Below are 20,676 nucleotides of genomic sequence, written 5' to 3' on the forward strand. Positions count from 1 at the left end.
TCAGAAGCGAACCATCGATGACACCTGGCGCCACATCGGACACCTCGTCACAACCATCGAGCCCAGCGAATGCAGCAACTACTTCGACAATGCCGGATACGCTTCCGTCAAAACCTGAAACGCTCTAGAAATCGAAATGCGCCGTCACCGGCACGTGGTCGGAGGGACGATCCCAGCCGCGCGCCTCCTTCAGGATCTCGATCCGCTTCAGATGCGGCCCGAGATCCGACGACGACCAGATATGGTCGAGACGGCGGCCGCGATCGGCGACCTCCCAGTCCTTGGCGCGATAGCTCCACCACGTGTAGAGCTTCTCGTTTTCAGGCACATGCTGGCGCATGAGATCGAGCCAGGCGCCACGCTTCATCACCTCGAGCAGCCCCTCGGTTTCGACGGGCGTATGGCTGACGATCTTCAGAAGCTGCTTGTGCGACCAGACATCGTGCTCCAGCGGCGCGATGTTGAGGTCGCCGACGAGAATTGACGACGTATTGGCCTCGCCATTGGCTTTCAGCAGCTTCATCTCCTCGATGAAATCGAGCTTGTGGCCGAATTTCGGATTGATCGTGCGATCCGGCTCGTCGCCGCCGGCCGGGACATAGAAATTATGCAGCCGGACGCGACGATTGCCGTGCTCGAAGATCGCCGAGATGTGGCGCGCATCGCCGACGCCGCAATAATCCTGCCGGTGATCCTCGGTCAACGGAATGCGCGAGGCGATCGCCACGCCGTGATAGCCTTTCTGGCCATGGATGATGATGTGATTGTAGCCCATGGCCCTGAGCGGTGCCGCCGGAAACAGATCGTTCGTCACCTTGGTTTCCTGCAGGCAGAGGATATCGGGCCTGTGCTTGAGAACGAGCTGCTCGACGATCGGCATGCGCAGCCGCACCGAGTTGATGTTCCAGGTGGTGATCGAAAAGCCCATGCCGATGCCCTTTCACGCCCAACGCGTATCGCACAAACCGTGCAACGGTTTCCACGCGATGCGCTTTCATGAAAGGGCTTTAGAACAAAGGCGGACGCGAGGGAACCGGCCGCATGTCAAAGCGGCCGGCGATCAACCGAAAAGCTCTCAGTCGCGCGACTGCGGCGTGCCGGGAATGGCCTCATAGGGCACGCGGAAGACGCGATCGTCGAACTGCATGCCGGTTTTGACGTTGAAGATCATCACCGAAGTGTCCTTGCCCTGATTGTCGGTGATCGTCCACTGACGCAGGTCGTAGGTCTTCGGGTCGAACATCATGGTGATGGTCGAGTTTCCGAACACCGTATTGTTGCCGAGCGCGATCGTCGTCAGGTCGGACTCTTCCTTCACGCCCTTCACCATACCGGCCGAAAGGTCGATATGCTGCGCCAGGAGCAGGCTGAGCGGAGTCTTGGAGAGCGGATAGAGATCCCAGGTCTTGAGCTTCGTATTGCCGATGGCGACGTTCTTGCCGTCGGCGATCACTCGCATCGGCGACGGCTCGTCATAGTTGAAACGCAGCTTGCCGGGACGCTGGATATAGAACTTGCCGCCGGTCTGCTCGCCGCGCGGTCCGAACTGCACGAATTCACCCTGCATCGTCGTGACGCCGGAGAAATGATCGGCGATCGCCTGCGCCGTGCCGGAGGCGGGAGCTGCCGCCTGCGCATGAGCACCGAAGGGAATGGCGCTCGCCATCGCAGCAACGGCGAAGGCGCCGAGAAGGTCGCGGCGCGTTACCGTCAGGCCGGAGAGGAAGGTATCGGAGTGACTCATCTAAATCTCCTTTATGCGATCTGCATGCTGCCGAAAGGCGGCGTCTTCAAGGCGTTGCGATCGGCCTGCGAGAGGTAACGGCTTCGACGCTATCAGGTTTCCGCAAAAGCGGCCGTATTGGAAATATATGCCTCTTCTGTCAGCGGTCGAGGATGTCGCCTTCGGTGGGAACGAGGATCTCGCGTTTGCCGGCATGGTTGGCCGGTCCGATGATGCCCTCCTTCTCCATGCGTTCGACGAGCGAGGCGGCGCGGTTGTAGCCGATGCCGAGCCGGCGCTGGACGTAGGAGGTCGACGCCTTGCCGTCGCGCAGCACGATGGCGACCGCCTGGTCGTAGGGATCCTCCGATTCGGAAAGATTGGACGTGCCGGCCGGACCGCCGCCACCGCCGCCGTAATCGCCGTCTTCGTCGTCATCGGCGGTGATCGCGTCGAGATATTGCGGCGAGCCCTGGGTCTTCAGGTAGGAGACGATCTCTTCCACCTCGACGTCAGAGACGAACGGGCCGTGCACGCGCTGGATACGCCCGCCGCCCGCCATGTAGAGCATGTCGCCCATGCCGAGCAGCTGCTCGGCGCCCTGCTCGCCGAGAATGGTGCGGCTGTCGATCTTCGAGGTCACCTGGAAGGAGATGCGGGTCGGGAAGTTCGCCTTGATCGTGCCGGTGATGACGTCGACTGACGGACGCTGTGTCGCCATGATCACGTGGATGCCGGCCGCACGCGCCATCTGCGCCAGACGCTGGACGGCGCCTTCGATGTCCTTGCCGGCGACCATCATCAGGTCGGCCATCTCGTCGATGATCACGACGATATAGGGCATCGGCCGCAGATCGAATTCCTCGGTCTCGTACATCGCCTCGCCGGTGTGGCGGTCGAAGCCGGTCTGCACCGTGCGCGAGATCGCCTCGCCCTTCGACAGCGCCTGCTCGACGCGGGTGTTGAAGCCGTCGATATTGCGCACGCCGATCTTCGACATTTTCTTGTAGCGCTCTTCCATCTCGCGCACCGTCCATTTGAGCGCGACGACGGCCTTTTTCGGATCGGTGACGACAGGCGAAAGCAGATGCGGGATGCCGTCATAGACGGAGAGTTCGAGCATCTTCGGGTCGATCATGATCAGCCGGCACTGTTCCGGCGTCATGCGGTAGAGCAGAGACAGGATCATCGTGTTGATGGCGACCGACTTGCCGGAACCGGTGGTGCCGGCGACGAGCAGATGCGGCATCTTGGCAAGATCGGCGATCACGGCTTCGCCGCCGATCGTCTTGCCGAGCGCCATGGCGAGCTTCGCCTTGCTGCCCTCGAAATCCCGGGAGGCGATAAGTTCGCGCAGATAGACGGTCTCGCGCGTCTGGTTCGGCAATTCGATGCCGATCGCGTTGCGGCCGGGCACGACGGCGACGCGGGCGGCAATCGCGCTCATCGAGCGGGCGATATCGTCGGCAAGGCCGATGACGCGCGACGACTTGATGCCGGGCGCCGGCTCCAGTTCGTAGAGCGTGACGACGGGACCGGGACGGACATGGATGATCTCGCCCTTGACGCCGAAATCTTCGAGCACGCCTTCGAGCATGCGGGCGTTCTGTTCCAGCGCATCGGCCGAAAGCGTGGAATCGCGCACGACATTCTTCGGTTCGGCGAGCAGATGCATCGACGGAAGCTGGAAACCCTCGGGGCGGATGAACGAGCCCTGCGCCTCCCGCTCGATGCGGGCGCTGGGCTTCGGGCGTGCGACCACGGGGACGACGCGCGGTTCCGGCTTGCCGGCCGCCTTTGCCGGCGCTCGGATCATCCAGTCGTCGTCATCGTCGTCGGGCAGGATATCGGCCGGGCGCGGCGGCATGTCGTTATCGAAGGGCAGGTCGTCGTCATTGTCGTCGTCATCGATGGACAGCGACGGCGCGGAGACGATGCGCCGCGGCGAAGCCGTCCTTGGCCCCATTGATGGTTCCATCGACGGCTCCATGCGCTCGCCGCGGACGGTCGGCGCCTTGGCGCGAACGGGTTCGTTCAGCGTGCCGAACTCGTCATCGTTGAAATCATACGGTGATTCGTAATCGCCCTGGCGCCGCTTGCGCGGACCCATGCCGAAGAGCCGGCGCAGCCGGCCCTGGCTCATGTACCAGGCATGCGTCACAGCGCCGCTGAAAGCGACCCAGCGCGACTCGTCCTCCTCCTCGTCCTCGTCTCCGACGACGCGGGCCTTGCTTCTCGTATCGACGTAATCCTCCTCGATCTCCTCGTCGGCGTCGCTGCGGCCGACGAGGCCCGATGCAAAGAGCATCATCCAGGCGGTCGGCGCGGCAAAGATGCAGCCGACCACCATGGCGAAGGTGCCGGTGGGATAGGCGCCGACGAAGAGTGCGGGAAAACGCAGGATCATGTCGCCGACGACGCCGCCGATGCCGTTCGGAATCGGCCAGGTGAGCGGCGGCGGAAAACAGCCGATGACGGCGGAAGAGAGCACTGAACCGGCCAACCAGGCGCCGGCACGGGCCGGAATGCGGCTGAAGCGGCGGCCAGAAATCAGCGTCAGCGCCCAGGCGACGATCGGCAGCATTGAAACGACGCTGGCAAGGCCGAGGAATTGCATGACGATATCGGCAAAGGCGGCACCGCTGTAACCGAGAATATTCGTCGGCAGGTTGGCGGTGGCATAGGAATAGCTCGGATCCGCAACATTCCAAGTCGCCAGCGCCGCGACGCAGAACGCCAGCAGCAGAAAGATCGCAAAGCCGATGAGCGCCTGGATCTGCCGCAGCATGAATGCCGAGAAGGAGAACCGATCCGGACGGCCATCCATTGCCGGCGACGTGCTTCTTGCCATGTGTCTAACCCGTCCAATGCCTGAGGACACGCGAATCGCTGAAGCTTCGCCGTGCCAAAATGCGTCCGCTCTACCTAATCAGAGCCGGGTTAAAGCGATGTTAACCATGCATAGCCGGACGACAATTCCGGACAGGGAAATGAAAAAGGCCCGAACCTTGAAAGGTCCGGGCGAAATGCGGTCTATGGCAGCTTTTCCGGGTCTAACCCGGAAAAGCTCGAGATAGGCCGCGACGGGCCGTGAAGCGGCGCCCTTTTGCCGGGCGCCGCAAACCCTGTGATCAGGAAGAGTGGTAGGCGGCTTCGCCGTGGGTCGAAAGGTCGAGACCTTCGCGCTCGGCTTCGACGGTGACACGCAGGCCGATGACGACGTCGACGATCTTGTAGAGGATCGCCGAGCCGATACCCGACCACAGCAGCGTCGTCAGCACGCCCTTGGCCTGAGCCCAGACCTGGGTTGCCGTGCCGGCATAGGAGGCTGCGAAGTCTGCAGTCGAATAATCGACGATGCCTGCACCGCCGAGCGCCGGGTTGACGAGGATACCGGTGCCGAGAGCGCCGATGATGCCGCCGACGCAATGGACGCCGAAGACGTCGAGGCTGTCGTCGTAGTTGAACTTGTTCTTCACGACGTCGACGAAGAAGTAGCAGACCGGCGAGACGATCAGGCCGAGAACGATCGCGCCCATCGGGCCGGCAAAGCCTGCCGCCGGGGTAATGGCGACGAGACCGGCAACCGCGCCGGAAGCGCCACCCAGCATCGAAGCCTTGCCGCGGGTGAGGGTTTCGACGATGCACCAGGACACAGCGGCGGCAGCCGTTGCGACGAAGGTGTTGATAAAGGCAAGCGAGGCGTAGGCATTGGCTTCGAGGTTGGAGCCGGCATTGAAGCCGAACCAGCCGACCCAGAGCAGCGAGGCGCCGACCATGGTCAGCGTCATCGAATGCGGAGCCATGATTTCCTTCTTATAGCCCGTGCGCTTGCCGAGCATGATGGCGCCGACGAGGCCCGCAATACCGGCATTGATGTGAACGACCGTGCCACCGGCAAAGTCGATTGCGCCGTAGGAGAAGATCAGGCCGGCCGGCGAGGTGTAGGAGCTCGGACCGCCCCAGAACCAGACCATGTGGGCCATCGGGAAGTAGATGAAGGTGACCCAGAGGACGACGAAGAGCATGACGGCCGAGAACTTGATGCGCTCGGCGAACGCGCCGACGATCAGGCCGGGCGTGATGCAGGCGAAGGTCATCTGGAACACGATGAAGGTGTATTCCGGAATGGCGACGCCCTTCGAGAAGGTTTCAGCGAGCGACGACGTGTTGACGCCGGCGAGGAACGCCTTGGAGAAGCCGCCGACGAAGCTGTTCAGCGAGCCGCCGTCGGTGAAGGCGAGCGAATAGCCGTAGGTCACCCAGATCAGCGCCACGACGGCCGTGATCATGAAGACCTGCATCAGCACCGAGAGCATGTTCTTGGCGCGGACGAGACCGCCGTAGAAAAGCGCAAGGCCGGGGATGGTCATCAGAAGGACGAGCGCCGAGGAGACGAGCATCCAGGTATTGTCACCCTTGTCCATGGTGAAAGCAGGAGCAGCAGCGGCGGTGGCAGCTGGTGCAGCCTCCTGCGCGAAAGCAACGGCCGGCGCCAGAAGGGCAGCCGTTGCTGCGCAAAGACGCGCAGAGGTGGAAGAAAACTTCGAAATTGACATTGGAAAAAGCTCCTTGATCTGCCGTTCTTACAGCGCTTCTGAATCGGTTTCGCCCGTACGGATGCGCACGGCATGGTCGATCGAATAGACGAAGATCTTGCCGTCACCGATCTGACCGGTCTTGGCCGATGCCGCGATGGCCTCGACCGCCCTGTCGACGAGTTCCGATGCAACCGCGATTTCGATCTTGAGCTTCGGCAGGAAGCTGACTGCATATTCGGTGCCGCGATAGATTTCGGTGTGTCCCTTCTGGCGCCCGTAGCCCTTCACTTCGGTTACGGTCAGCCCCTGAATGCCGATCGCCGTAAGGGCTTCGCGGACCTCATCGAGCTTGAACGGCTTGATAATGGCCATCACAATTTTCATCTGGTTTCCCATCCTTCGTTATCCTCGGCGCGGAGCCGACTCTCCTTGCCGCTGACGTTCCCGAACAGCGACCGGCGAATACACATTCAAGGGACGTGCCAGATTCGAGGCAAGATGTAAGTTATTGAAAAGTAAAGGTTATAATAAAAAGTGCCAATAAACAGGCAAATGATCGGCCGATAAGCGCACAAATAACGCGCAAATTAAAAAAGTTGCACATTATTTATTCATTTGCCTTTTTCCGAATCAGACCTTCCTGCGTGACCGATGCGATCAGGCTACCCGAACGTGTAAATAGGCTACCCCGGGTTAATCCTCTGGCACCTGAAGCCGAGGGACTATCCTGCGTATAAAGCAGCCAGTCATCGAGTTTGCAGGGTCTGTGGAACCACATCGAGTGATCGAGGCTCGCCACCTGCAGGCTCTGGTCGAAGATGGACGTTCCGTGCGCATAGAGCGACGTATCGAGCAGCGTCATGTCCGAAAGATAGGCAAGCACCGCCGCCTGATAGAGCCGGTCGTCGGGAACCGGGCCGGTGGCGCGCACCCAGACGTCCTGTTTGGGATCGAGCTTCCTGTCGGAAAAATAATGCGTCAGCGAGACGGGGCGAATCTCGATCGGCCGCTCACGCTGCCAGTATTTTCGGATCGCCTCCGGCGCGTGGGCGAGATACTGTTCCTTGATCTGCTGCTCGCCGAGCAGCGCCTCCGGCATCTCGACTTCGGGCATCGCGATCTGGTGCTCGAAGCCCGGCTCCTCCACCTGGAAGGAGGCCGACAGCGCGAAGATCGCCTTGCCGTGCTGGATGGCGACGACACGCCTCGTATTGAAGCTCGATCCGTCGCGGATGCGCTCCGCCTGGTAGATGATCGGCACCGAGGGATCGCCGGGCCGCATGAAATAGGCATGCAGCGAATGGACGAAACGATCGCCCTCGATGGTGCGTTGCGCCGCCATCAGCGCCTGGCCGATCACCTGGCCGCCGAAGACCCGCTGCCAGCCGACCTTGGGGCTGCGGCCGCGGAAAATATCGACCTCGATCGGCTCGAGGTCGAGCGTCGAAAGCAGCGTCTCCATCGCCGAAGGCCCTGATGTCTCGCCCGTCATTTCTATGTCTCCCAGCGGTAGGAAGTGAAGTTGCGATGATCTATATAAAGCACATCTGAGGCATAAGGTACGGGAGCGGCGCGATGCTGGACATGCTGGTTGTGGGTGGGGGTTATGTCGGCCTTTCCGCCGCTGTCGCGGTCAAACAGGCCGCGCCGCATCTGAATGTCGCCGTCGTCGAGGCGGCTCCCGAGCATGTCTGGAAAAACGACACGCGCGCTTCCGCCGTCATCGCGGCGGCGGCAAAGATGCTCGAGGTCTTCGGCATCTGGAACGAGATCGAACCGGAAGCCCAGCCGATCACCAAAATGATCGTCACCGACTCCAAGACCTCCGATCCGGTGCGTCCGGTTTTTCTGACCTTCGACGGCGAAATCGCCGAAGGCCGGCCCTTCGCCCACATGATCCCGAATGTCGTGATGGTCGCAGCCCTGCGCGGTGCCTGCGACCGGCTCGGCATCGACATCCGCCACGGGCTCGGCGCCACGGAGCTGAAGACCCATGACACCCATGTCACCGTCACGCTTTCGGACGGCAGCGCGCTGGAAACCAAGCTATTGGTTGCCTGCGACGGCGTGCGCTCGACACTGCGCGATCTCGCCGGCATCAGGACCGTCACCTGGGACTACGGCCAGTCCGGCATCGTTGCAACCGTCGAACACGAGCGGTCGCATGACGGCTGCGCCGAGGAACATTTCCTGCCGGCCGGCCCCTTCGCCATTCTGCCGCTGAAGAACAACCGCTCCTCGCTCGTCTGGACGGAGCGCACGCCGGATGCCAACCGGCTGGTCGCTGCCGACGACCTGATCTTCGAGGAAGAGCTCGAACGCCGCTTCGGCCGCAAGCTTGGGAGCCTGAAAGTGATCGGCGACAAGCGCGCCTTCCCGCTCGGCCTGACGCTCGCCCGCTCCTTCGTCGCGCCGCGTTTCGCGCTGGCCGGCGACGCTGCCCATGGCATCCACCCGATTTCCGGTCAGGGCCTCAATCTCGGCTTCAAGGATGTGGCGGCACTGGCCGAAACCATCGTGGACGCCGATCGCCTCGGCCTCGATATCGGCTCGATCAACATTCTCGAGCGCTACCAGACCTGGCGGCGCTTCGACACCTTCCGCATGGGCGTGACGACCGACGTCTTGAACCGGCTCTTCTCCAACGACACAACGCCGATCCGCATCGCCCGCGACGTCGGCCTCGGCATCGTCGACCGGCTGCCGCGCCTTAAATCCTTCTTCATCGGCCAGGCGGCCGGAACGACGGCGAAGGACAATCCGCGGCTGCTTGCCGGAGAGACAATTTAACCTTTGTTTTTACGCAATACCCGGCAAAAGCGCCTCGCGCCTTGCCTGGGAAAACCGCTTCCGAGAATTGCTTTAGTCGTCGAGGCGGCGGGCCTCGGATACCAGCATGATCGGAATGCCGTCTCGGATTGGATAGGCAAGCCGTGCCTTTTCCGAGACGAGCTCATTCTGCTCGCGATCATAGGAAAGCCGGCCCTTGGAGAGCGGGCAGACCAGGAGATCGAGCAGCTTGGGATCGACGCGGCTGAGTTTTTCATCCATGGCTGAAGTCTACTGCAGAACCGTGTCGGAGTCACCGAAGACGCGCGCCAGCACGATTTCGGTAATGGCGATCAGCGTCTCGGCCCGCGTCTTCAGATCCGGCGCCTCCAGCAGCGCCTGTTTTTCCGCCGGCCCGAAGGGTGACATCATCGCCAGCGAATTGACGAGCGTCAGATTGCTCGCCCGCTCGACGCTCTCCCAGTCCGCCTCCAGCTTGTTGGCATCGAGATAGTCCCTGAAGGCGGTGAGAAGTGCAGCGCGATCAACCGCCTCCTCCTCGTTTTCGGCCGAGAGGTCGGCGATGAATGGGGCGATACGGAAGATACGGAAGGGATCGTTGGTCGATTTCTCTTCCAGCAGCCGGAAGCGGCAGACGCCGGTCAGCGATACGATACAGCGCCCGTCGCCAGTCTCCGCGAAGGAGGTGATGCGACCGAGGCAGCCGACAGCGGCAAGGTTGGGCTCGCCGCCCTTGTCCTCATGTTCGCCAAGCGCCGGCTGCACCATGCCGATCAGCCGGTTTCCGCTCAATGCTGCATCCAGCATCGCCAGATAGCGCGGCTCGAAAATGTTGAGGGGTAGCTGCCCGGCCGGCAGGAGGAGGGCGCCGGTCAGGGGGAAGACAGCGATCGCATCAGGCAGATCGCCCGGCTTCAGGTATCTGGCATTCCCGACTTGCATGAAACCGTCCCGCATTCTTGTAACGGGCATGCCCGTCTTGACGAGAATGTGGTGCCCTCGCCCGAAAACGCAAGGGCAGATGTTCGAAACTTAGCAGGATTCAGATTTTAGGCCGATCAGGCCTAAAATCATCCTGATCTAGGAGAACAGCATCGCCGAAAGCTTGCGGCGCGCTGCAACCGTCGCTGGATCCTTGAAGCCCCAGACCTCGAAGAACTGCAGCAGTTGGCGGCGGGCGCCATCATCGTCGAAGGCACGGTCCTTGCGCATGATCTGAAGCAGGTGGTCGGCCGCTTCGTCGCGCCGGCCCTCGACATTGCGGATCTTGGCGAGCTTGATCCGCGCCTCGTGGTCATCAGGATTGGCGGCCAGTTCACGTTCGAGCGCAACGGGATCACCGAGCTTGCGGGCCTCTTCGATCTGCTCGAGTTTCATCAGCACGGCCTGGATGCCGGTGTCTTTTGCCAGCTCTTCCGGCAATTCCGTCAGTATGTCGCGCGCCCGCTGATGCTGGTTGGCGGCGATCATGCATTCGGCCATTCCGGCAAGCGCCTTGGCATTCTCGGGATCGGCCTGCATGACGGCGCCGTAGAGCTGAGCGGCCTCGTCGATATTGCCGGCGGCAAGCAGCTCCGCCGCCTCCGCAAGCACGGCTTCGATTTCGGCCGCCTGGTCGGCGCCGGCCGGACCGGCGATCCGGTCGATGAACTGCTGGATCTGGCTTTCCGGCACCGCGCCCATGAAACCGTCGGCAGGACGGCCGTTGACGAAGGCGATGACGGCGGGGATCGATTGGATGCCGAGCTGACCGGCGATCGAGGGATGATCGTCGATGTTCATCTTGACCAGCCGGACACGGCCCTTGGCTTCGTTGACCACCTTTTCCAAGGCCGGAGTCAGTTGCTTGCACGGACCGCACCAGGGCGCCCAGAAATCGACCAGCACCGGCTGGCTGCGCGATGCCTCGATGACGTCCTTGGAAAAATTCGCGGTCGTCGTCTCCGTGATGTAGCTGCCGGCCGCAGCCGCGGGTTCCGGCGCAGCACCGAAGCTTGTGCTCGCCGTCATCTGATTTCCGAAGGAACCGCTATAGGGGTTGTCGCTGCCGCTCATAGGTATCTCCCGCCGCGCCGATCCTGCCGGCGTCTTTGCTAAAGCATGTCGCGCAAAACTGTGGTGCGGTTTTGCGATAAAGGCATACGCAAAACCAGAGACTAAAGCGTGGCAAGCGAATCTAAAAGATCACGCCGCGCTTTAGCGCTAAAATCGTATGTCAGGACGTCACTTTCAAGACAAGCGGCTTATGTCCGGTCGCTTCCATGAAACGGATGAGATCGCTGCTCGCAATCGATGTCGTCGCATCGTTGGACAGCGGATGGCAGTTGACGATCTCGTGCGCCATCAACTCGGCATCGAGCACGAAGGTGACATTCTCTGCGGTATCGTTGATCGCGCCGAAGGCCGTGACGGCCCCAGGGATGACGCCGAGATATTCCATCAGCTTTTCCGACCTGCCGAAGGAAACCCTCCCGGACCCGCCGATTAAATTGTGCACCTGTTTGAGGTCGACCTCAGCATTTTCCTCCACGGTCAGCAAAAAATACCTGTCCTTCTTGTCCTTGACGAACAGGTTTTTGGTGTGGCCGCCGGGGATTTCATCGCGCAGCGCCACCGATTCGGCGACAGTGAAGACCGGCGCATGGTCGACCGTCTTATGGGCGATGCCGAGGCCATCGAGAAAGGCAAACAATTCTTCTCTTGTCTTGGGGGCATTTTTGGACATGGGGCGATCCGTTGGGCGGAAGGGAAAAAAGCGAGGCGTCCTGATTAAGTGTGTCCACATCGTTTGGCAATCTTTGCGACCGACGCTTTGCCCCGCATTTGCGGCCTTTCCGCCGAGCGTCTGCGAACACCAGAATTTTTCTTCGCCTCTCCGTCATTTCCCTGTTGCATTTGAAAACCCGTTAGGCCATATAGCGCCGGTCGCCGCGAGGCGGCGCCCACGGTCCAACAACTACCCCGGACCGATGCGGATTGAGCGGGTGTAGCTCAGGGGTAGAGCACAACCTTGCCAAGGTTGGGGTCGAGGGTTCGAATCCCTTCGCCCGCTCCAGTTTCTCAAATTTCCAGCAAGGATAGAAACGCCCGGCGGGCCTCTGTGGGTCTAGTTTTTTCATGGAACCAAAGAGGTACCGGGAGCCTTTCAAGGCTGATGGCGCTCCATCAGCCAGAACCAGGCCCACACCTCTACCATCGTCAGCCTTTCCACAGCCAGTTCGGATCGATCGCGGGCGCCGGTGGAAATGGATTGAAAACTGTCGGATTGATGAAATTTGTGACCGGTATCGGCCGCTTGTTTTCGAAGATTTCGATCAATAGGCCATGCAACCGTCTTATTGTTTCTTGATCGCTTGCCCACCCGCTTGGAGAGTAGGCCAATTCTTCGATTTCTTTTTTGTCTTGTGAAAAGCCGGTAGCCCGCGCGATAGCGTAGACCAAATCAACGAAAGCATCGTCGTTCTTTCCAGAACGATTCGTCGGCCACGCCCGGAATCAGTTTTCTTGACAGAAGACGGATATAAGCTTTGTAGGCCGCCAGCACGGTCTCTTCTTCACTAAAGTACACTTGGATGAGATCCAACGACGAGACGTGTTCGGGATCAAGCTGAAATCGCCGTGTTTTCATGAGTGATGCGAAAATTTCTGCTTTCTGCCGCAATTTGAGTGCCTCGACCTCCTCTCGTCTCGTGATCTTCACCGCACGGATCGGACCAATGTAGACGGCGAAAGCGGTGACGCCTAAGATCAGAATATTGATCCAATCCTTCGCCTGAAATGCCCAAAAGTTTGAGTCCATCACGGCAGTTCCCGAACTTTTTGGAGCCGAACGTTAACGTTCCCCAGCGGCGTCCGAAGCTCTAGAAAGGGCTCTTTGTCAAATTTCATTGGAAAGACGAAAGGCACTTCATAGGTTAGCCCTTGCGCGGGTGCTGTGACGCCTTGCACCACGGTTACACCAGGTGGCACTTGAACCGAAACCGTACCTGTAAGCTTGCCTTCTTCGTCCTCGCCAAAAGCGCCATCGAAACTGACACCCGCCATGTCCGCGCCCGATATTTTACCGTCGGCTATTACAAACATTGCCAAGCCGTTAGCCGCACCGCCTGCGAAGTAGCCCGCGTAGAAACCAGTCATCGCCACACCTCCTCGGTTGCAAGGAGAAGGTCAAATTCTCTGAGTCGGAACAATTAGACGGAGAGCTTAATCACAATTATTACTTTTATTTCGAATCTCGAATTACATCTTCAAATTATGGTGTCGCCGCGAATGACTGATGCTCAAACATTCATCGCTCGTCACTTTGTGGCGATAAGCGTCAACTCTCGCATGAAGGATGATCAAGGCCCCGACCGTTTCTTCGCGGCTTCCGGGTTGCTGATACGCATCGGGGACATATTTGGCATTCTGACAGCGGGTCATGTGGTCGAATACCTCGATGAGGCCGTGAATCACCCAGACATCATCAGCCTTGGGTGCCAGTTGCTAGACACCTTCGGCGAAACGAAGCTAAGCGACCACGGGGTTCCTTATGATCTTAAGAGCTCGCCTCGCCTCCATTTTCACGACGACAAACTTGGGCTCGATTGTTTCTCGAGGAGCACCAAATCCGATTAATCGCGAAACACAATATTGTCCCGCTCACATACGAGGCTTCGCAGAACGAACCTGCCGACCTTGAGGTCTTTTTTCTGCTCGGTCTTCCTGTTGAGCTAACATCCGAAAGGGTATCGCCTTCGGGAAACGCCACTGTCGGAATGACGATGCTCAGGCTTAAGAAAGCCGAACCGGAAGAGCAGACCACGCTCTTTCCGAGGTTTATCGCCACAATCGATAGCCGGACCCATCTACAGAGCCTAGAGGGCATGAGTGGTGGGCCGATTTTTGGTTTCAACACCGAGCGCCCTAACAAATTCAATCGTCATGGAAGAAATCGGAGCGCAAGATATTCGGGTGCCCGGTAGCGCACATATATGACATTCTCAACCATCTACACAATGAAGCCGCTAAAGAGCTTGCGCGGAACAGCTGATTTGACGCCTTGTGCTACGTGTCAGAGGTCATTTTGGCAGGTATCCGTAGATTGATATCCATTCTCGACGGGTAGCCTCTAAAGCGCATAGCCGCATCGACTTTCTGTTCGGCGAATTGTCGAGCGCTTCGCTGACTTCATCGGCAAGCCACGCCCCACCATAATCTATATAGCGCTTCGGAATCCCGAAATTGGTGGCGGTATTGAAATCATTGGATGTTTCCCCGCGGCGGCACCGCCCAAAACGCGACGAATTTCGGAATCCCGAAGTGGGGGAATTTCGGGATCCCGAAGTGGGATTTTTTCTCTATGGCGACGCGGCCAGTGCTGTCGGCAGCAATCGGCCCGCATCATCCGACGGAAAAAACCGAGTCGGTCGGAGGCTCACCGATTACGGCACCTTCCACCTCGACGCCGGCTTAGAAGATCAAGATTGTAATTTATTTTGGTTGATTGGTTCGTTTGTAAACTTATTGTCGAGGCAAAAGGACGCGTCTTCGGATCGGATCCCGCATGTTCAGTTTATCGCAGCACAAACTCCGTCGAGCGACACCGATCTGCACGCAGCGTGTCGATGCCGGCGCTCGGGCCGGAGTGCCAGCATCGCCGCCCATAACGTCCTGATTGCTCCCAACATCAACTGAGGTTCCCATGCGCATCGCCGTCGGTGGCATTCATACCGAGTGCAGTACATACAATCCCGTCCTGAACGAGGAGAAGGATTTTCGCGTGGTGCGCGGGGAGGCGCTGCTGGCAGCGCCCTATTTCGCCTTCCTCAGGGATTACGATGCCGAGTTCCTGCCGACGATCCATGCGCGCGCCATTGCCGGCGGCCCGGTTTCACGCGCCACCTACGAGGCCTTCAAGGGTGAATTCCTCGAGCGGCTGAAGCCGATGCTGCCGCTCGACGGTCTCTACCTCGCCATGCACGGCGCAGTGTATGTAGAGGGCATGGAGGATGCCGAAGGCGACTGGATCAGCGCGGCCCGTGCCCTGGTCGGCGAGGATTGCACGGTTTCGGCAAGCTACGACCTGCACGGCAATGTCACCCAGCGCATCATCGATGCGCTCGACATCTATTCCACCTATCGCACCGCGCCGCATATCGATGTCGAGGAGACGATGCGCCGCTCCGTCTCGATGCTGGTAAATAGCCTGAAAACCGGCAAGCGGCCGATCCTCCTCTGGGCGCCGATCCCGGTCGTGCTGCCCGGCGAGCGCACCAGCACCGTCGACGAGCCGGCAAAGAGCCTCTATGACATGCTGCCCGGGATCGATGCGCTTGATGGCGTTTGGGATGCATCGCTGATGGTCGGTTATGTCTGGGCCGACGAACCGCGCGCCACGGCCGCCGCGATCATGACCGGCACCGACCGCGCCGTGCTGGAACGCGAGGCCAAACGCCTCGCGCTGGCTTATTGGGATGCGCGCGAAGACTTCGTCTTCGGCTGCGAAACCGGCTCGCTCGAGGAATGCGTCGAAAGGGCGATCGCAAGCCCCACTGCCCCTGTGGTGCTTGCCGAATCCGGCGACAACCCCACAGGCGGCGGCGTCGGGGACCGGGCAGATGTACTGGCCGAGTTGATCGCCAGGGGTGCCACCGGCGTCGTCTTCGCCGGCATTGCCGACAAGGCGGCGACCGAGGCCTGTTATGCCGCAGGCATCGGCGCCGAGCTGGAGCTCAGCGTCGGCGCCTCGCTCGATGCGAAAGGCAGCAAGCCGGTTATCGCCCGCTTCACGGTCAAATTCCTGCATGAGACATCAGATCCCGCCGACCGCCAGGCGGTGGTTTCGGTCAGTGGCATCGATCTGGTGCTTTCCGCCAAGCGCCGGCCCTATCACAATATCGCCGATTTCACCCGGCTTGGCCTCGACCCGCACCAAGCGAAGATCATCGTCGTCAAATCGGGCTATCTCTCACCGGAACTGGCGCCGATTGCCAATCCGAACCTGATGGCGCTATCAACAGGTGTCGTCGACCAGTTCGTCGAACGCCTGCCGCGGCTGCGCAAGCTGCATCCGACCTACCCCTTCGACAAGGATTTTGCCTTCGAGCCGCAGGTCTTTCTTTCCGCACGCTCGACGCCGGCCTGAGTTCGACCGGTCGGCGCGCCACAAGCCGACGCTCGCCGATGCCTGGGCCATTGGCGGGCTGACTGCCGCCCGGCGACATACTGACGGGCTGATGCGCGCCGCAGCCACACCCCGCCTGATGCAGGCCTATGCGATCGGACGATAGCGCCCGAGGGCTTTGTCGGCCGCTCTTATAGAGCATCCGATGAAGCAAGTATTTCAGGAAATGAGCTGTGCCGGAGGGGTGCAGATCGCCCTTTTTGCTGCACCGCTTATATCACTTATCCCAGATATTATTTCACCCATAATTGTTAACGACCAATTCCACCCATTTGTGTTCTCTTATCCCTACGAATCAAAAAGGTTTGATTTGCTCGGGGACGCCCACCATGTTGAAGCATGGGGCGATGCAACAGTTGGGTAGGAGCCTATGCTGCAACGGATTGAAGACATTGATGCAGCGCTCGTCGACAGGCTGCAACATTCGGCGTTCAAGTACTTCCTGAAATATTCCAATCCCGAAAACGGCCTTGTGGCGGATACCTCGATCGGCGGGGTTCCGTGCAGCATCGCAGCCGTCGGCTTTGCGCTTTCCTCGTATCCTGTCGGTGTCGAGCGTTTATGGATCAGCCGCGAGGAAGCAGCCGAACGTACGGTCAATACGCTGCGGTTCTTCGCCGAGGCGCGCCAGGGCGAGGAACGCCACGCGACCGGGCACCGGGGCTTCTTCTACCATTTCCTGCACATGGATACCGGCCATCGCGCCTGGAACAGCGAGCTTTCGACCATCGATACGGCGTTGCTTGTCGCCGGCATCCTCACGGCCGCACAGTATTTCAATCGCGAAGACGACGACACGGAGACTGAAATCCGTCAACTCGCGACCTTCATCTACGAGCGCGTCGACTGGCGCTGGGCGCTGAACAAGGGCGACACGATTGCCATGGGTTGGAAACCCTCTTCCGGCTTCCTGCGTTGGCGCTATCACGGCTTCGACGAGGCGATCATCCTCTACACGCTGGCACTCGCCTCGCCGACGCACCCCATCCCGCAATCGAGCTACGACGTCTTTACGTCAAGCTATTCCTGGATGCTGCATGGCGAGCAGTCCTATCTCTATGCCGGGCCGCTCTTCATCCACCTTTTCTCGCATGCCTGGATCGATTTCCGCGCCATTCAGGACAAGCCGATGGCGGAGCGGAACTGGGATTATTTCCGCAACACGCAGGTGATGATCAACGTCCAGCGTGACTATGCCGAACGCAATCCCGGCCAGTTCGTCGGCTATAACAGGAATGTCTGGGGTTTCTCCGCCTGTGACGGCCCGCCGCCGACACGGCGCATGCGCGGCGGCCGCCAGCCGAAGGTTCTGGGTTATGCCGCCCGCGGCGCCCCGCTCGGCCCGGATGACGGCACGATCGCCCCCTGGGCAGCCCTTGCCTGCCTGCCTTACGACAAGCAGGCGGCTCTCGATGGCACCAAGGCGCTTCTGACCACCTATCCGAATCTGCTCTTGGAAGGCGGCTTCCCCGGTGGCTTCAACCCCACGGTCAAGACCAAGCGGCCGGAAGGCTGGGTCGACGACCGCACCGTCGGCATCGACCAGGGCCTTGTCGTCATGACCATCGAGAACGACCGTTCTGATTTCATCTGGAAACTGATGCGGCAATCGCCGGTTATCCGCCTCGGCCTCGAACGCGCCGGCTTTACCGGCGGCTGGCTCGAAGGCATCGAGCCAGAAGAAGTGGTGCGCAAGTTCGGCTGAGCAATCCGAGCAAAGGCGCGTCTAAAAAGACGCTCGGCGCCCTAACTCAGCTCTCGAAGACATGCGCCTTGCCGGCGATGTCGAGGCGAACGAGATCGCCTCGCGCCGGAAGGGCGACGCTCGAGGTCTTGATCAGGATCGGCGGCAGCGCAACGCCGTCGAGCGAAACGGCGACGGTGCAGACGGCGCCGCCGAATTCCACCTCGACGACACGTCCGCCGTATTTGCGATCGCCTTCATCGGCAACGACGCGAATCTGCTCGGGCCGCAGCATGATCTCTGCCTTGCCTTGACGGCTGCCCTCGACGGCGACATGGCCGAGGGCGCAGTCGGCAAGGCCATTTCGGATGATGGCGGGAAGCAGCACGGCGTCGCCGAGAAACAGCGCCGTCTCGCGATCGCGCGGATGCAGATACAATGATTGCGGCGACCCGGCCTGGATCAGCCGTCCTTCCCTGAGCACCGCCACCTGATCGGCAAAGGTCAGCGCCTCTTCCTGATCATGGGTGACGAGAATGGCGGTGATGCCGGCCGCCTGCAGCACGCGCGCAACCGCCTTGCGCATATTCTCGCGCAGGCCGGTATCGAGTGCCGAGAAAGGTTCGTCGAGCAGCATCAGCCGCGGTTTGCGGCCGAGCGCGCGGGCGAGCGCCACACGCTGTTGCTGGCCGCCGGAAAGCTGATGCGGGCGCCGCGCCAGCATGCCGCGGTCGAGCTCGACCATGTCGAGCAGCTCGAGCACGCGTTTTTCGCGATCGGCGGCACCTCGCTCGAAGCCGAAGCCGATATTCTCGGCAACGCTTAAGTGCGGAAACAGCGCACCGTCCTGCGAGACGATGCCGATGCCGCGCTTGTGCGCCGGTATTGTCGCCGGGCCGTCGGCAAGCACCTCGCCATCCAACGTCACCCTGCCGACATCCGGTTGTTCGAAGCCGGCAATGATGCGCAGCAGCGTCGTCTTGCCCGAACCGGACGGGCCGACGACGGCGGTGCGGCTGCCCGCCGAGACCTCGAGCGAAATATCTTTCAACGCCTGGACGGGGCCATAGCGCTTGCTGATGTTCTCGATCGTGAGCAGCGTCATTGGCCGGCAGTCCGTTTCGATTGGGTATAGAGCATCAGGGTGAGCGGCAGCGACAGCACGACCATCATGAAGGCATAGGGGGCGGCCGAGACATAGTCGATCTCGCTGGTCAGCGACCAGAATTTCGTCGCCAGCGTATCGACGCCGTTGGGCGACAGCATCAGTGTTGCCGTAAGTTCATTGGTGATGCCGAGTGCGGCCAGCGCGACGCTGGCGGCCGCTCCGGGTGCTGCAAGCCGCATGGTAATCTGCCGCACCGCCTGGCCGGGCGTGCGGCCGAGGCCCATCGCGGCGCGCTCCAGCTCCACCGGCGCCTGGGCGATGCTGGCGCGCAGCCCGACCATGGCGCGCGGCAGGAAAAGCATCACATAGGCGACGAGCAGCGTTGCGAAGGTCTGATAGAGCGGCAGCACGAGACGCACGGTGATCGTCACCAGCGCCAGCGCCACGACGACGCCCGGCAGCGAGCCGACATAATAATGGCAGGCTTCGAGCACACGCTGGAGGCGTCCGGGCGCACGCACTGAAAGCCAGGCCATCGGTGCTGCGGCAGTCGTCGCCAGCGCGCCGCCGATAGCGGCAAGTACAATCGTCTGCAGGAAGGCGTTGCCGACTTCGATGCGCCAGATATCGGTGCCACCGAGATAGAGCCAGCGGCCAAGCGTCACCAGCGGCACGCCGAGCGTTAGCGCCGCCAGGATGACGGGCAGCAACACGGCCGGCACCACGAACCAGCCCAGCCGGCGACGGTCCGCCGGGCGTGGCGAGCCGGTGCCGACGCGGGCATAACGTTCGTTGCCGCGCACCAGCAGCTCGAAGCCGAGCAGAAAAAGGCAGCAGGCGACGAGCACGCCGCCGAGCATGTTGGAGGCCGGGCTGTTGTAGGACGACTGGAACTGGTCGACGATCGCAGTCGCGAACGTGTCGAACCGGATCATGACGAACAGCCCGTACTCCGAAAGCAGATGCAGCGCGATCAGCAGCGAACCACCGCAGATGGCGAGCCTCAACTGCGGCAGCACGGCGCGGAAGAAGACGCGCCAGGGATTAAGGCCAAGCGAGGCCGCGGCATCCTCGATGGCCGGATCGAGACGGCGCAGTGCTGCGGCGACCGGCAGGTAAAGGAACGGATAATAGGCGATAACCGAGACGAAGACGCCACTCTGCAGGCCGCGCATGCCGGGAACGAGGCTGACCCAGGCATAGCTGTGCACGAAGGCAGGCACGGCGAGCGGAGCAATCGCCAGCCAGGCCCAGAGCCGCGCGAAAGGAATGTTCGTCCGTTCTGTCAGCCAGGCAAGCGTCACGGCAAGCGCGATCGACAGCGGAATGGTGATCGATTCGAGGAGAACCGTATTGACGAGAAGTTCGCCCACGCGTGGCCGGAAGATCAGAGCCTTCACCGTTTCAAAGCCGACATCGTAGGTGACCCAGCCGATGAAGCCGAGCGGCACGAGGCTGAAGATCGCAACGACGGTTGCAAGCAGGATCACCGAAGCGTGCGGCATGCGTCCGCGCGGCAAAACCATGCGCGTGGCCCTCGGCGCGACCGGCGCCTGGTTGCCGGATGCGAGCAATCTATTGTCCTGCAGCAAGGCCGATGCCTTTACACGCTGAAAAAGGAAGGCAACCGCCCTTGAAGGGCGATTGCCGGATTTCGTCATGCCC

21 protein-coding genes, 1 tRNA gene and 1 pseudogene are annotated in these 20,676 nt (G+C 60.9%); 8 read left to right on the top strand and 15 right to left on the bottom strand.

Annotated elements, in window-relative coordinates:
* Positions 1–118 (top strand): annotated as a pseudogene (locus ACIPSK_RS28540) (IS630 family transposase); the annotation flags it as partial.
* Between the two features lie 6 nt (positions 119–124).
* On the opposite strand, the gene ACIPSK_RS28545 reads toward ACIPSK_RS28540, so the two are convergent.
* The 6 genes from ACIPSK_RS28545 to tesB form a co-directional block, all read right to left on the bottom strand.
* Positions 125–928: an exodeoxyribonuclease III gene (locus ACIPSK_RS28545; protein ID WP_162115076.1), complete on the bottom strand. Its 804-nt coding sequence runs from the start codon at positions 926–928 to the stop codon at positions 125–127.
* A 147-nt stretch (positions 929–1,075) separates the two neighbouring features.
* Positions 1,076–1,744: an outer membrane lipoprotein carrier protein LolA gene (locus tag ACIPSK_RS28550; protein ID WP_162115075.1), complete on the bottom strand. Its 669-nt coding sequence runs from the start codon at positions 1,742–1,744 to the stop codon at positions 1,076–1,078.
* 139 nt (positions 1,745–1,883) lie between these two features.
* On the bottom strand, positions 1,884–4,574 hold the full coding sequence (locus ACIPSK_RS28555) for an FtsK/SpoIIIE family DNA translocase (RefSeq protein ID WP_162115074.1): 2,691 nt from the start codon (positions 4,572–4,574) through the stop codon (positions 1,884–1,886).
* Between the two features lie 280 nt (positions 4,575–4,854).
* Entirely contained in the window at positions 4,855–6,282 is a 1,428-nt protein-coding gene (locus tag ACIPSK_RS28560; RefSeq protein ID WP_017966165.1) for an ammonium transporter, read from the bottom strand.
* 27 nt (positions 6,283–6,309) lie between these two features.
* Positions 6,310–6,660, bottom strand: a complete 351-nt coding sequence (locus ACIPSK_RS28565) for a P-II family nitrogen regulator (protein WP_003543684.1) — start codon at positions 6,658–6,660, stop codon at positions 6,310–6,312.
* A gap of 211 nt (positions 6,661–6,871) precedes the next feature.
* On the bottom strand, positions 6,872–7,756 hold the full coding sequence (gene tesB, locus ACIPSK_RS28570) for an acyl-CoA thioesterase II (protein WP_017966164.1): 885 nt from the start codon (positions 7,754–7,756) through the stop codon (positions 6,872–6,874).
* Positions 7,757–7,839: 83 nt separating this feature from the next.
* Here tesB and ACIPSK_RS28575 point away from each other — a divergent pair, with 83 nt between their 5' ends.
* Positions 7,840–9,054 (top strand): ubiquinone biosynthesis hydroxylase, encoded by a 1,215-nt coding sequence (locus ACIPSK_RS28575; RefSeq protein ID WP_162115073.1) that lies wholly within the window; start codon positions 7,840–7,842, stop codon positions 9,052–9,054.
* Positions 9,055–9,126: 72 nt separating this feature from the next.
* Here ACIPSK_RS28575 and ACIPSK_RS28580 read toward each other — a convergent pair whose 3' ends face one another.
* The 4 genes from ACIPSK_RS28580 to ACIPSK_RS28595 form a co-directional block, all read right to left on the bottom strand.
* Positions 9,127–9,315, bottom strand: coding sequence for a Trm112 family protein (locus tag ACIPSK_RS28580; RefSeq protein WP_017966162.1), 189 nt, complete (start codon positions 9,313–9,315; stop codon positions 9,127–9,129).
* Positions 9,316–9,324: 9 nt separating this feature from the next.
* Positions 9,325–10,011 (bottom strand): LON peptidase substrate-binding domain-containing protein, encoded by a 687-nt coding sequence (locus ACIPSK_RS28585; protein ID WP_017966161.1) that lies wholly within the window; start codon positions 10,009–10,011, stop codon positions 9,325–9,327.
* Between the two features lie 123 nt (positions 10,012–10,134).
* Positions 10,135–11,109, bottom strand: coding sequence for a thioredoxin (gene trxA / locus ACIPSK_RS28590; RefSeq protein WP_017966160.1), 975 nt, complete (start codon positions 11,107–11,109; stop codon positions 10,135–10,137).
* Between the two features lie 160 nt (positions 11,110–11,269).
* On the bottom strand, positions 11,270–11,779 hold the full coding sequence (locus tag ACIPSK_RS28595) for a prolyl-tRNA synthetase associated domain-containing protein (RefSeq protein ID WP_162115072.1): 510 nt from the start codon (positions 11,777–11,779) through the stop codon (positions 11,270–11,272).
* A 255-nt stretch (positions 11,780–12,034) separates the two neighbouring features.
* On the opposite strand from ACIPSK_RS28595, the gene ACIPSK_RS28600 reads away from it, so the two are divergent.
* A tRNA-Gly gene (locus tag ACIPSK_RS28600) sits at positions 12,035–12,109 on the top strand.
* A gap of 143 nt (positions 12,110–12,252) precedes the next feature.
* Here the strand turns inward: ACIPSK_RS28600 and ACIPSK_RS28605 are convergent.
* The 3 genes from ACIPSK_RS28605 to ACIPSK_RS28615 are packed head-to-tail and all read right to left on the bottom strand — an operon-like array spanning position 12,253 to position 13,191.
* Positions 12,253–12,495 carry a DUF6680 family protein gene (locus tag ACIPSK_RS28605; protein ID WP_162115071.1) on the bottom strand — a complete coding sequence of 81 codons (243 nt, stop codon included), beginning with the start codon at positions 12,493–12,495 and terminating at the stop codon, positions 12,253–12,255.
* A 1-nt stretch (position 12,496) separates the two neighbouring features.
* Positions 12,497–12,853, bottom strand: a complete 357-nt coding sequence (locus ACIPSK_RS28610) for a DUF6680 family protein (RefSeq protein WP_210254146.1) — start codon at positions 12,851–12,853, stop codon at positions 12,497–12,499.
* Positions 12,853–13,191 carry a hypothetical protein gene (locus ACIPSK_RS28615; protein WP_162115069.1) on the bottom strand — a complete coding sequence of 113 codons (339 nt, stop codon included), beginning with the start codon at positions 13,189–13,191 and terminating at the stop codon, positions 12,853–12,855. The genes ACIPSK_RS28610 and ACIPSK_RS28615 overlap by 1 nt, the downstream gene beginning before the upstream one ends.
* Positions 13,192–13,323: 132 nt before the next feature.
* Here ACIPSK_RS28615 and ACIPSK_RS28620 point away from each other — a divergent pair, with 132 nt between their 5' ends.
* The 5 genes from ACIPSK_RS28620 (at position 13,324) to ACIPSK_RS28640 (ending at position 17,924) form a co-directional block, all read left to right on the top strand.
* Positions 13,324–13,671 carry a hypothetical protein gene (locus tag ACIPSK_RS28620; protein ID WP_162115068.1) on the top strand — a complete coding sequence of 116 codons (348 nt, stop codon included), beginning with the start codon at positions 13,324–13,326 and terminating at the stop codon, positions 13,669–13,671.
* Positions 13,672–14,277: 606 nt separating this feature from the next.
* A complete protein-coding gene (locus ACIPSK_RS28625; RefSeq protein ID WP_162115067.1) occupies positions 14,278–14,730 on the top strand; it encodes a hypothetical protein in 453 nt (150 codons plus the stop codon).
* A gap of 7 nt (positions 14,731–14,737) precedes the next feature.
* The gene (locus tag ACIPSK_RS28630) at positions 14,738–16,180 is read left to right on the top strand and encodes a M81 family metallopeptidase (protein WP_162115066.1); all 1,443 of its coding nucleotides are present in this window, start codon (positions 14,738–14,740) and stop codon (positions 16,178–16,180) included.
* Between the two features lie 184 nt (positions 16,181–16,364).
* A complete protein-coding gene (locus ACIPSK_RS28635) occupies positions 16,365–16,583 on the top strand; it encodes a hypothetical protein (protein WP_162115065.1) in 219 nt (72 codons plus the stop codon).
* 6 nt (positions 16,584–16,589) lie between these two features.
* Positions 16,590–17,924, top strand: coding sequence for a glucoamylase family protein (locus ACIPSK_RS28640; RefSeq protein ID WP_162115064.1), 1,335 nt, complete (start codon positions 16,590–16,592; stop codon positions 17,922–17,924).
* A gap of 46 nt (positions 17,925–17,970) precedes the next feature.
* Here ACIPSK_RS28640 and ACIPSK_RS28645 read toward each other — a convergent pair whose 3' ends face one another.
* Both ACIPSK_RS28645 and ACIPSK_RS28650 read right to left on the bottom strand, forming a co-directional pair.
* Positions 17,971–19,008: an ABC transporter ATP-binding protein gene (locus ACIPSK_RS28645; protein ID WP_162115063.1), complete on the bottom strand. Its 1,038-nt coding sequence runs from the start codon at positions 19,006–19,008 to the stop codon at positions 17,971–17,973.
* Entirely contained in the window at positions 19,005–20,672 is a 1,668-nt protein-coding gene (locus ACIPSK_RS28650) for an ABC transporter permease (RefSeq protein WP_162115062.1), read from the bottom strand. Before ACIPSK_RS28650 ends, ACIPSK_RS28645 begins: the two co-directional genes overlap by 4 nt.
* Positions 20,673–20,676 lie beyond the last annotated feature (4 nt).

Source organism: Rhizobium sp. LARHSG275, from assembly GCF_052871115.1.

Coding starts and splice junctions, on each gene's coding strand:
- ACIPSK_RS28615 (WP_162115069.1), bottom strand. CDS start 13,191: ATGACTGGTTTCTACGCGGGCTACTTCGCAGGCGGTGCGGCTAACGGC.
- ACIPSK_RS28580 (WP_017966162.1), bottom strand. CDS start 9,315: ATGGATGAAAAACTCAGCCGCGTCGATCCCAAGCTGCTCGATCTCCTG.
- ACIPSK_RS28550 (WP_162115075.1), bottom strand. CDS start 1,744: ATGAGTCACTCCGATACCTTCCTCTCCGGCCTGACGGTAACGCGCCGC.
- ACIPSK_RS28560 (WP_017966165.1), bottom strand. CDS start 6,282: ATGTCAATTTCGAAGTTTTCTTCCACCTCTGCGCGTCTTTGCGCAGCA.
- ACIPSK_RS28610 (WP_210254146.1), bottom strand. CDS start 12,853: ATGGACTCAAACTTTTGGGCATTTCAGGCGAAGGATTGGATCAATATT.
- ACIPSK_RS28545 (WP_162115076.1), bottom strand. CDS start 928: ATGGGCTTTTCGATCACCACCTGGAACATCAACTCGGTGCGGCTGCGC.
- ACIPSK_RS28630 (WP_162115066.1), top strand. CDS start 14,738: ATGCGCATCGCCGTCGGTGGCATTCATACCGAGTGCAGTACATACAAT.
- ACIPSK_RS28595 (WP_162115072.1), bottom strand. CDS start 11,779: ATGTCCAAAAATGCCCCCAAGACAAGAGAAGAATTGTTTGCCTTTCTC.
- ACIPSK_RS28565 (WP_003543684.1), bottom strand. CDS start 6,660: ATGGGAAACCAGATGAAAATTGTGATGGCCATTATCAAGCCGTTCAAG.
- ACIPSK_RS28640 (WP_162115064.1), top strand. CDS start 16,590: ATGCTGCAACGGATTGAAGACATTGATGCAGCGCTCGTCGACAGGCTG.
- tesB (WP_017966164.1), bottom strand. CDS start 7,756: ATGACGGGCGAGACATCAGGGCCTTCGGCGATGGAGACGCTGCTTTCG.
- ACIPSK_RS28645 (WP_162115063.1), bottom strand. CDS start 19,008: ATGACGCTGCTCACGATCGAGAACATCAGCAAGCGCTATGGCCCCGTC.
- ACIPSK_RS28575 (WP_162115073.1), top strand. CDS start 7,840: ATGCTGGACATGCTGGTTGTGGGTGGGGGTTATGTCGGCCTTTCCGCC.
- trxA (WP_017966160.1), bottom strand. CDS start 11,109: ATGAGCGGCAGCGACAACCCCTATAGCGGTTCCTTCGGAAATCAGATG.
- ACIPSK_RS28620 (WP_162115068.1), top strand. CDS start 13,324: ATGACTGATGCTCAAACATTCATCGCTCGTCACTTTGTGGCGATAAGC.
- ACIPSK_RS28650 (WP_162115062.1), bottom strand. CDS start 20,672: ATGACGAAATCCGGCAATCGCCCTTCAAGGGCGGTTGCCTTCCTTTTT.
- ACIPSK_RS28585 (WP_017966161.1), bottom strand. CDS start 10,011: ATGCGGGACGGTTTCATGCAAGTCGGGAATGCCAGATACCTGAAGCCG.
- ACIPSK_RS28555 (WP_162115074.1), bottom strand. CDS start 4,574: ATGGCAAGAAGCACGTCGCCGGCAATGGATGGCCGTCCGGATCGGTTC.
- ACIPSK_RS28635 (WP_162115065.1), top strand. CDS start 16,365: ATGAAGCAAGTATTTCAGGAAATGAGCTGTGCCGGAGGGGTGCAGATC.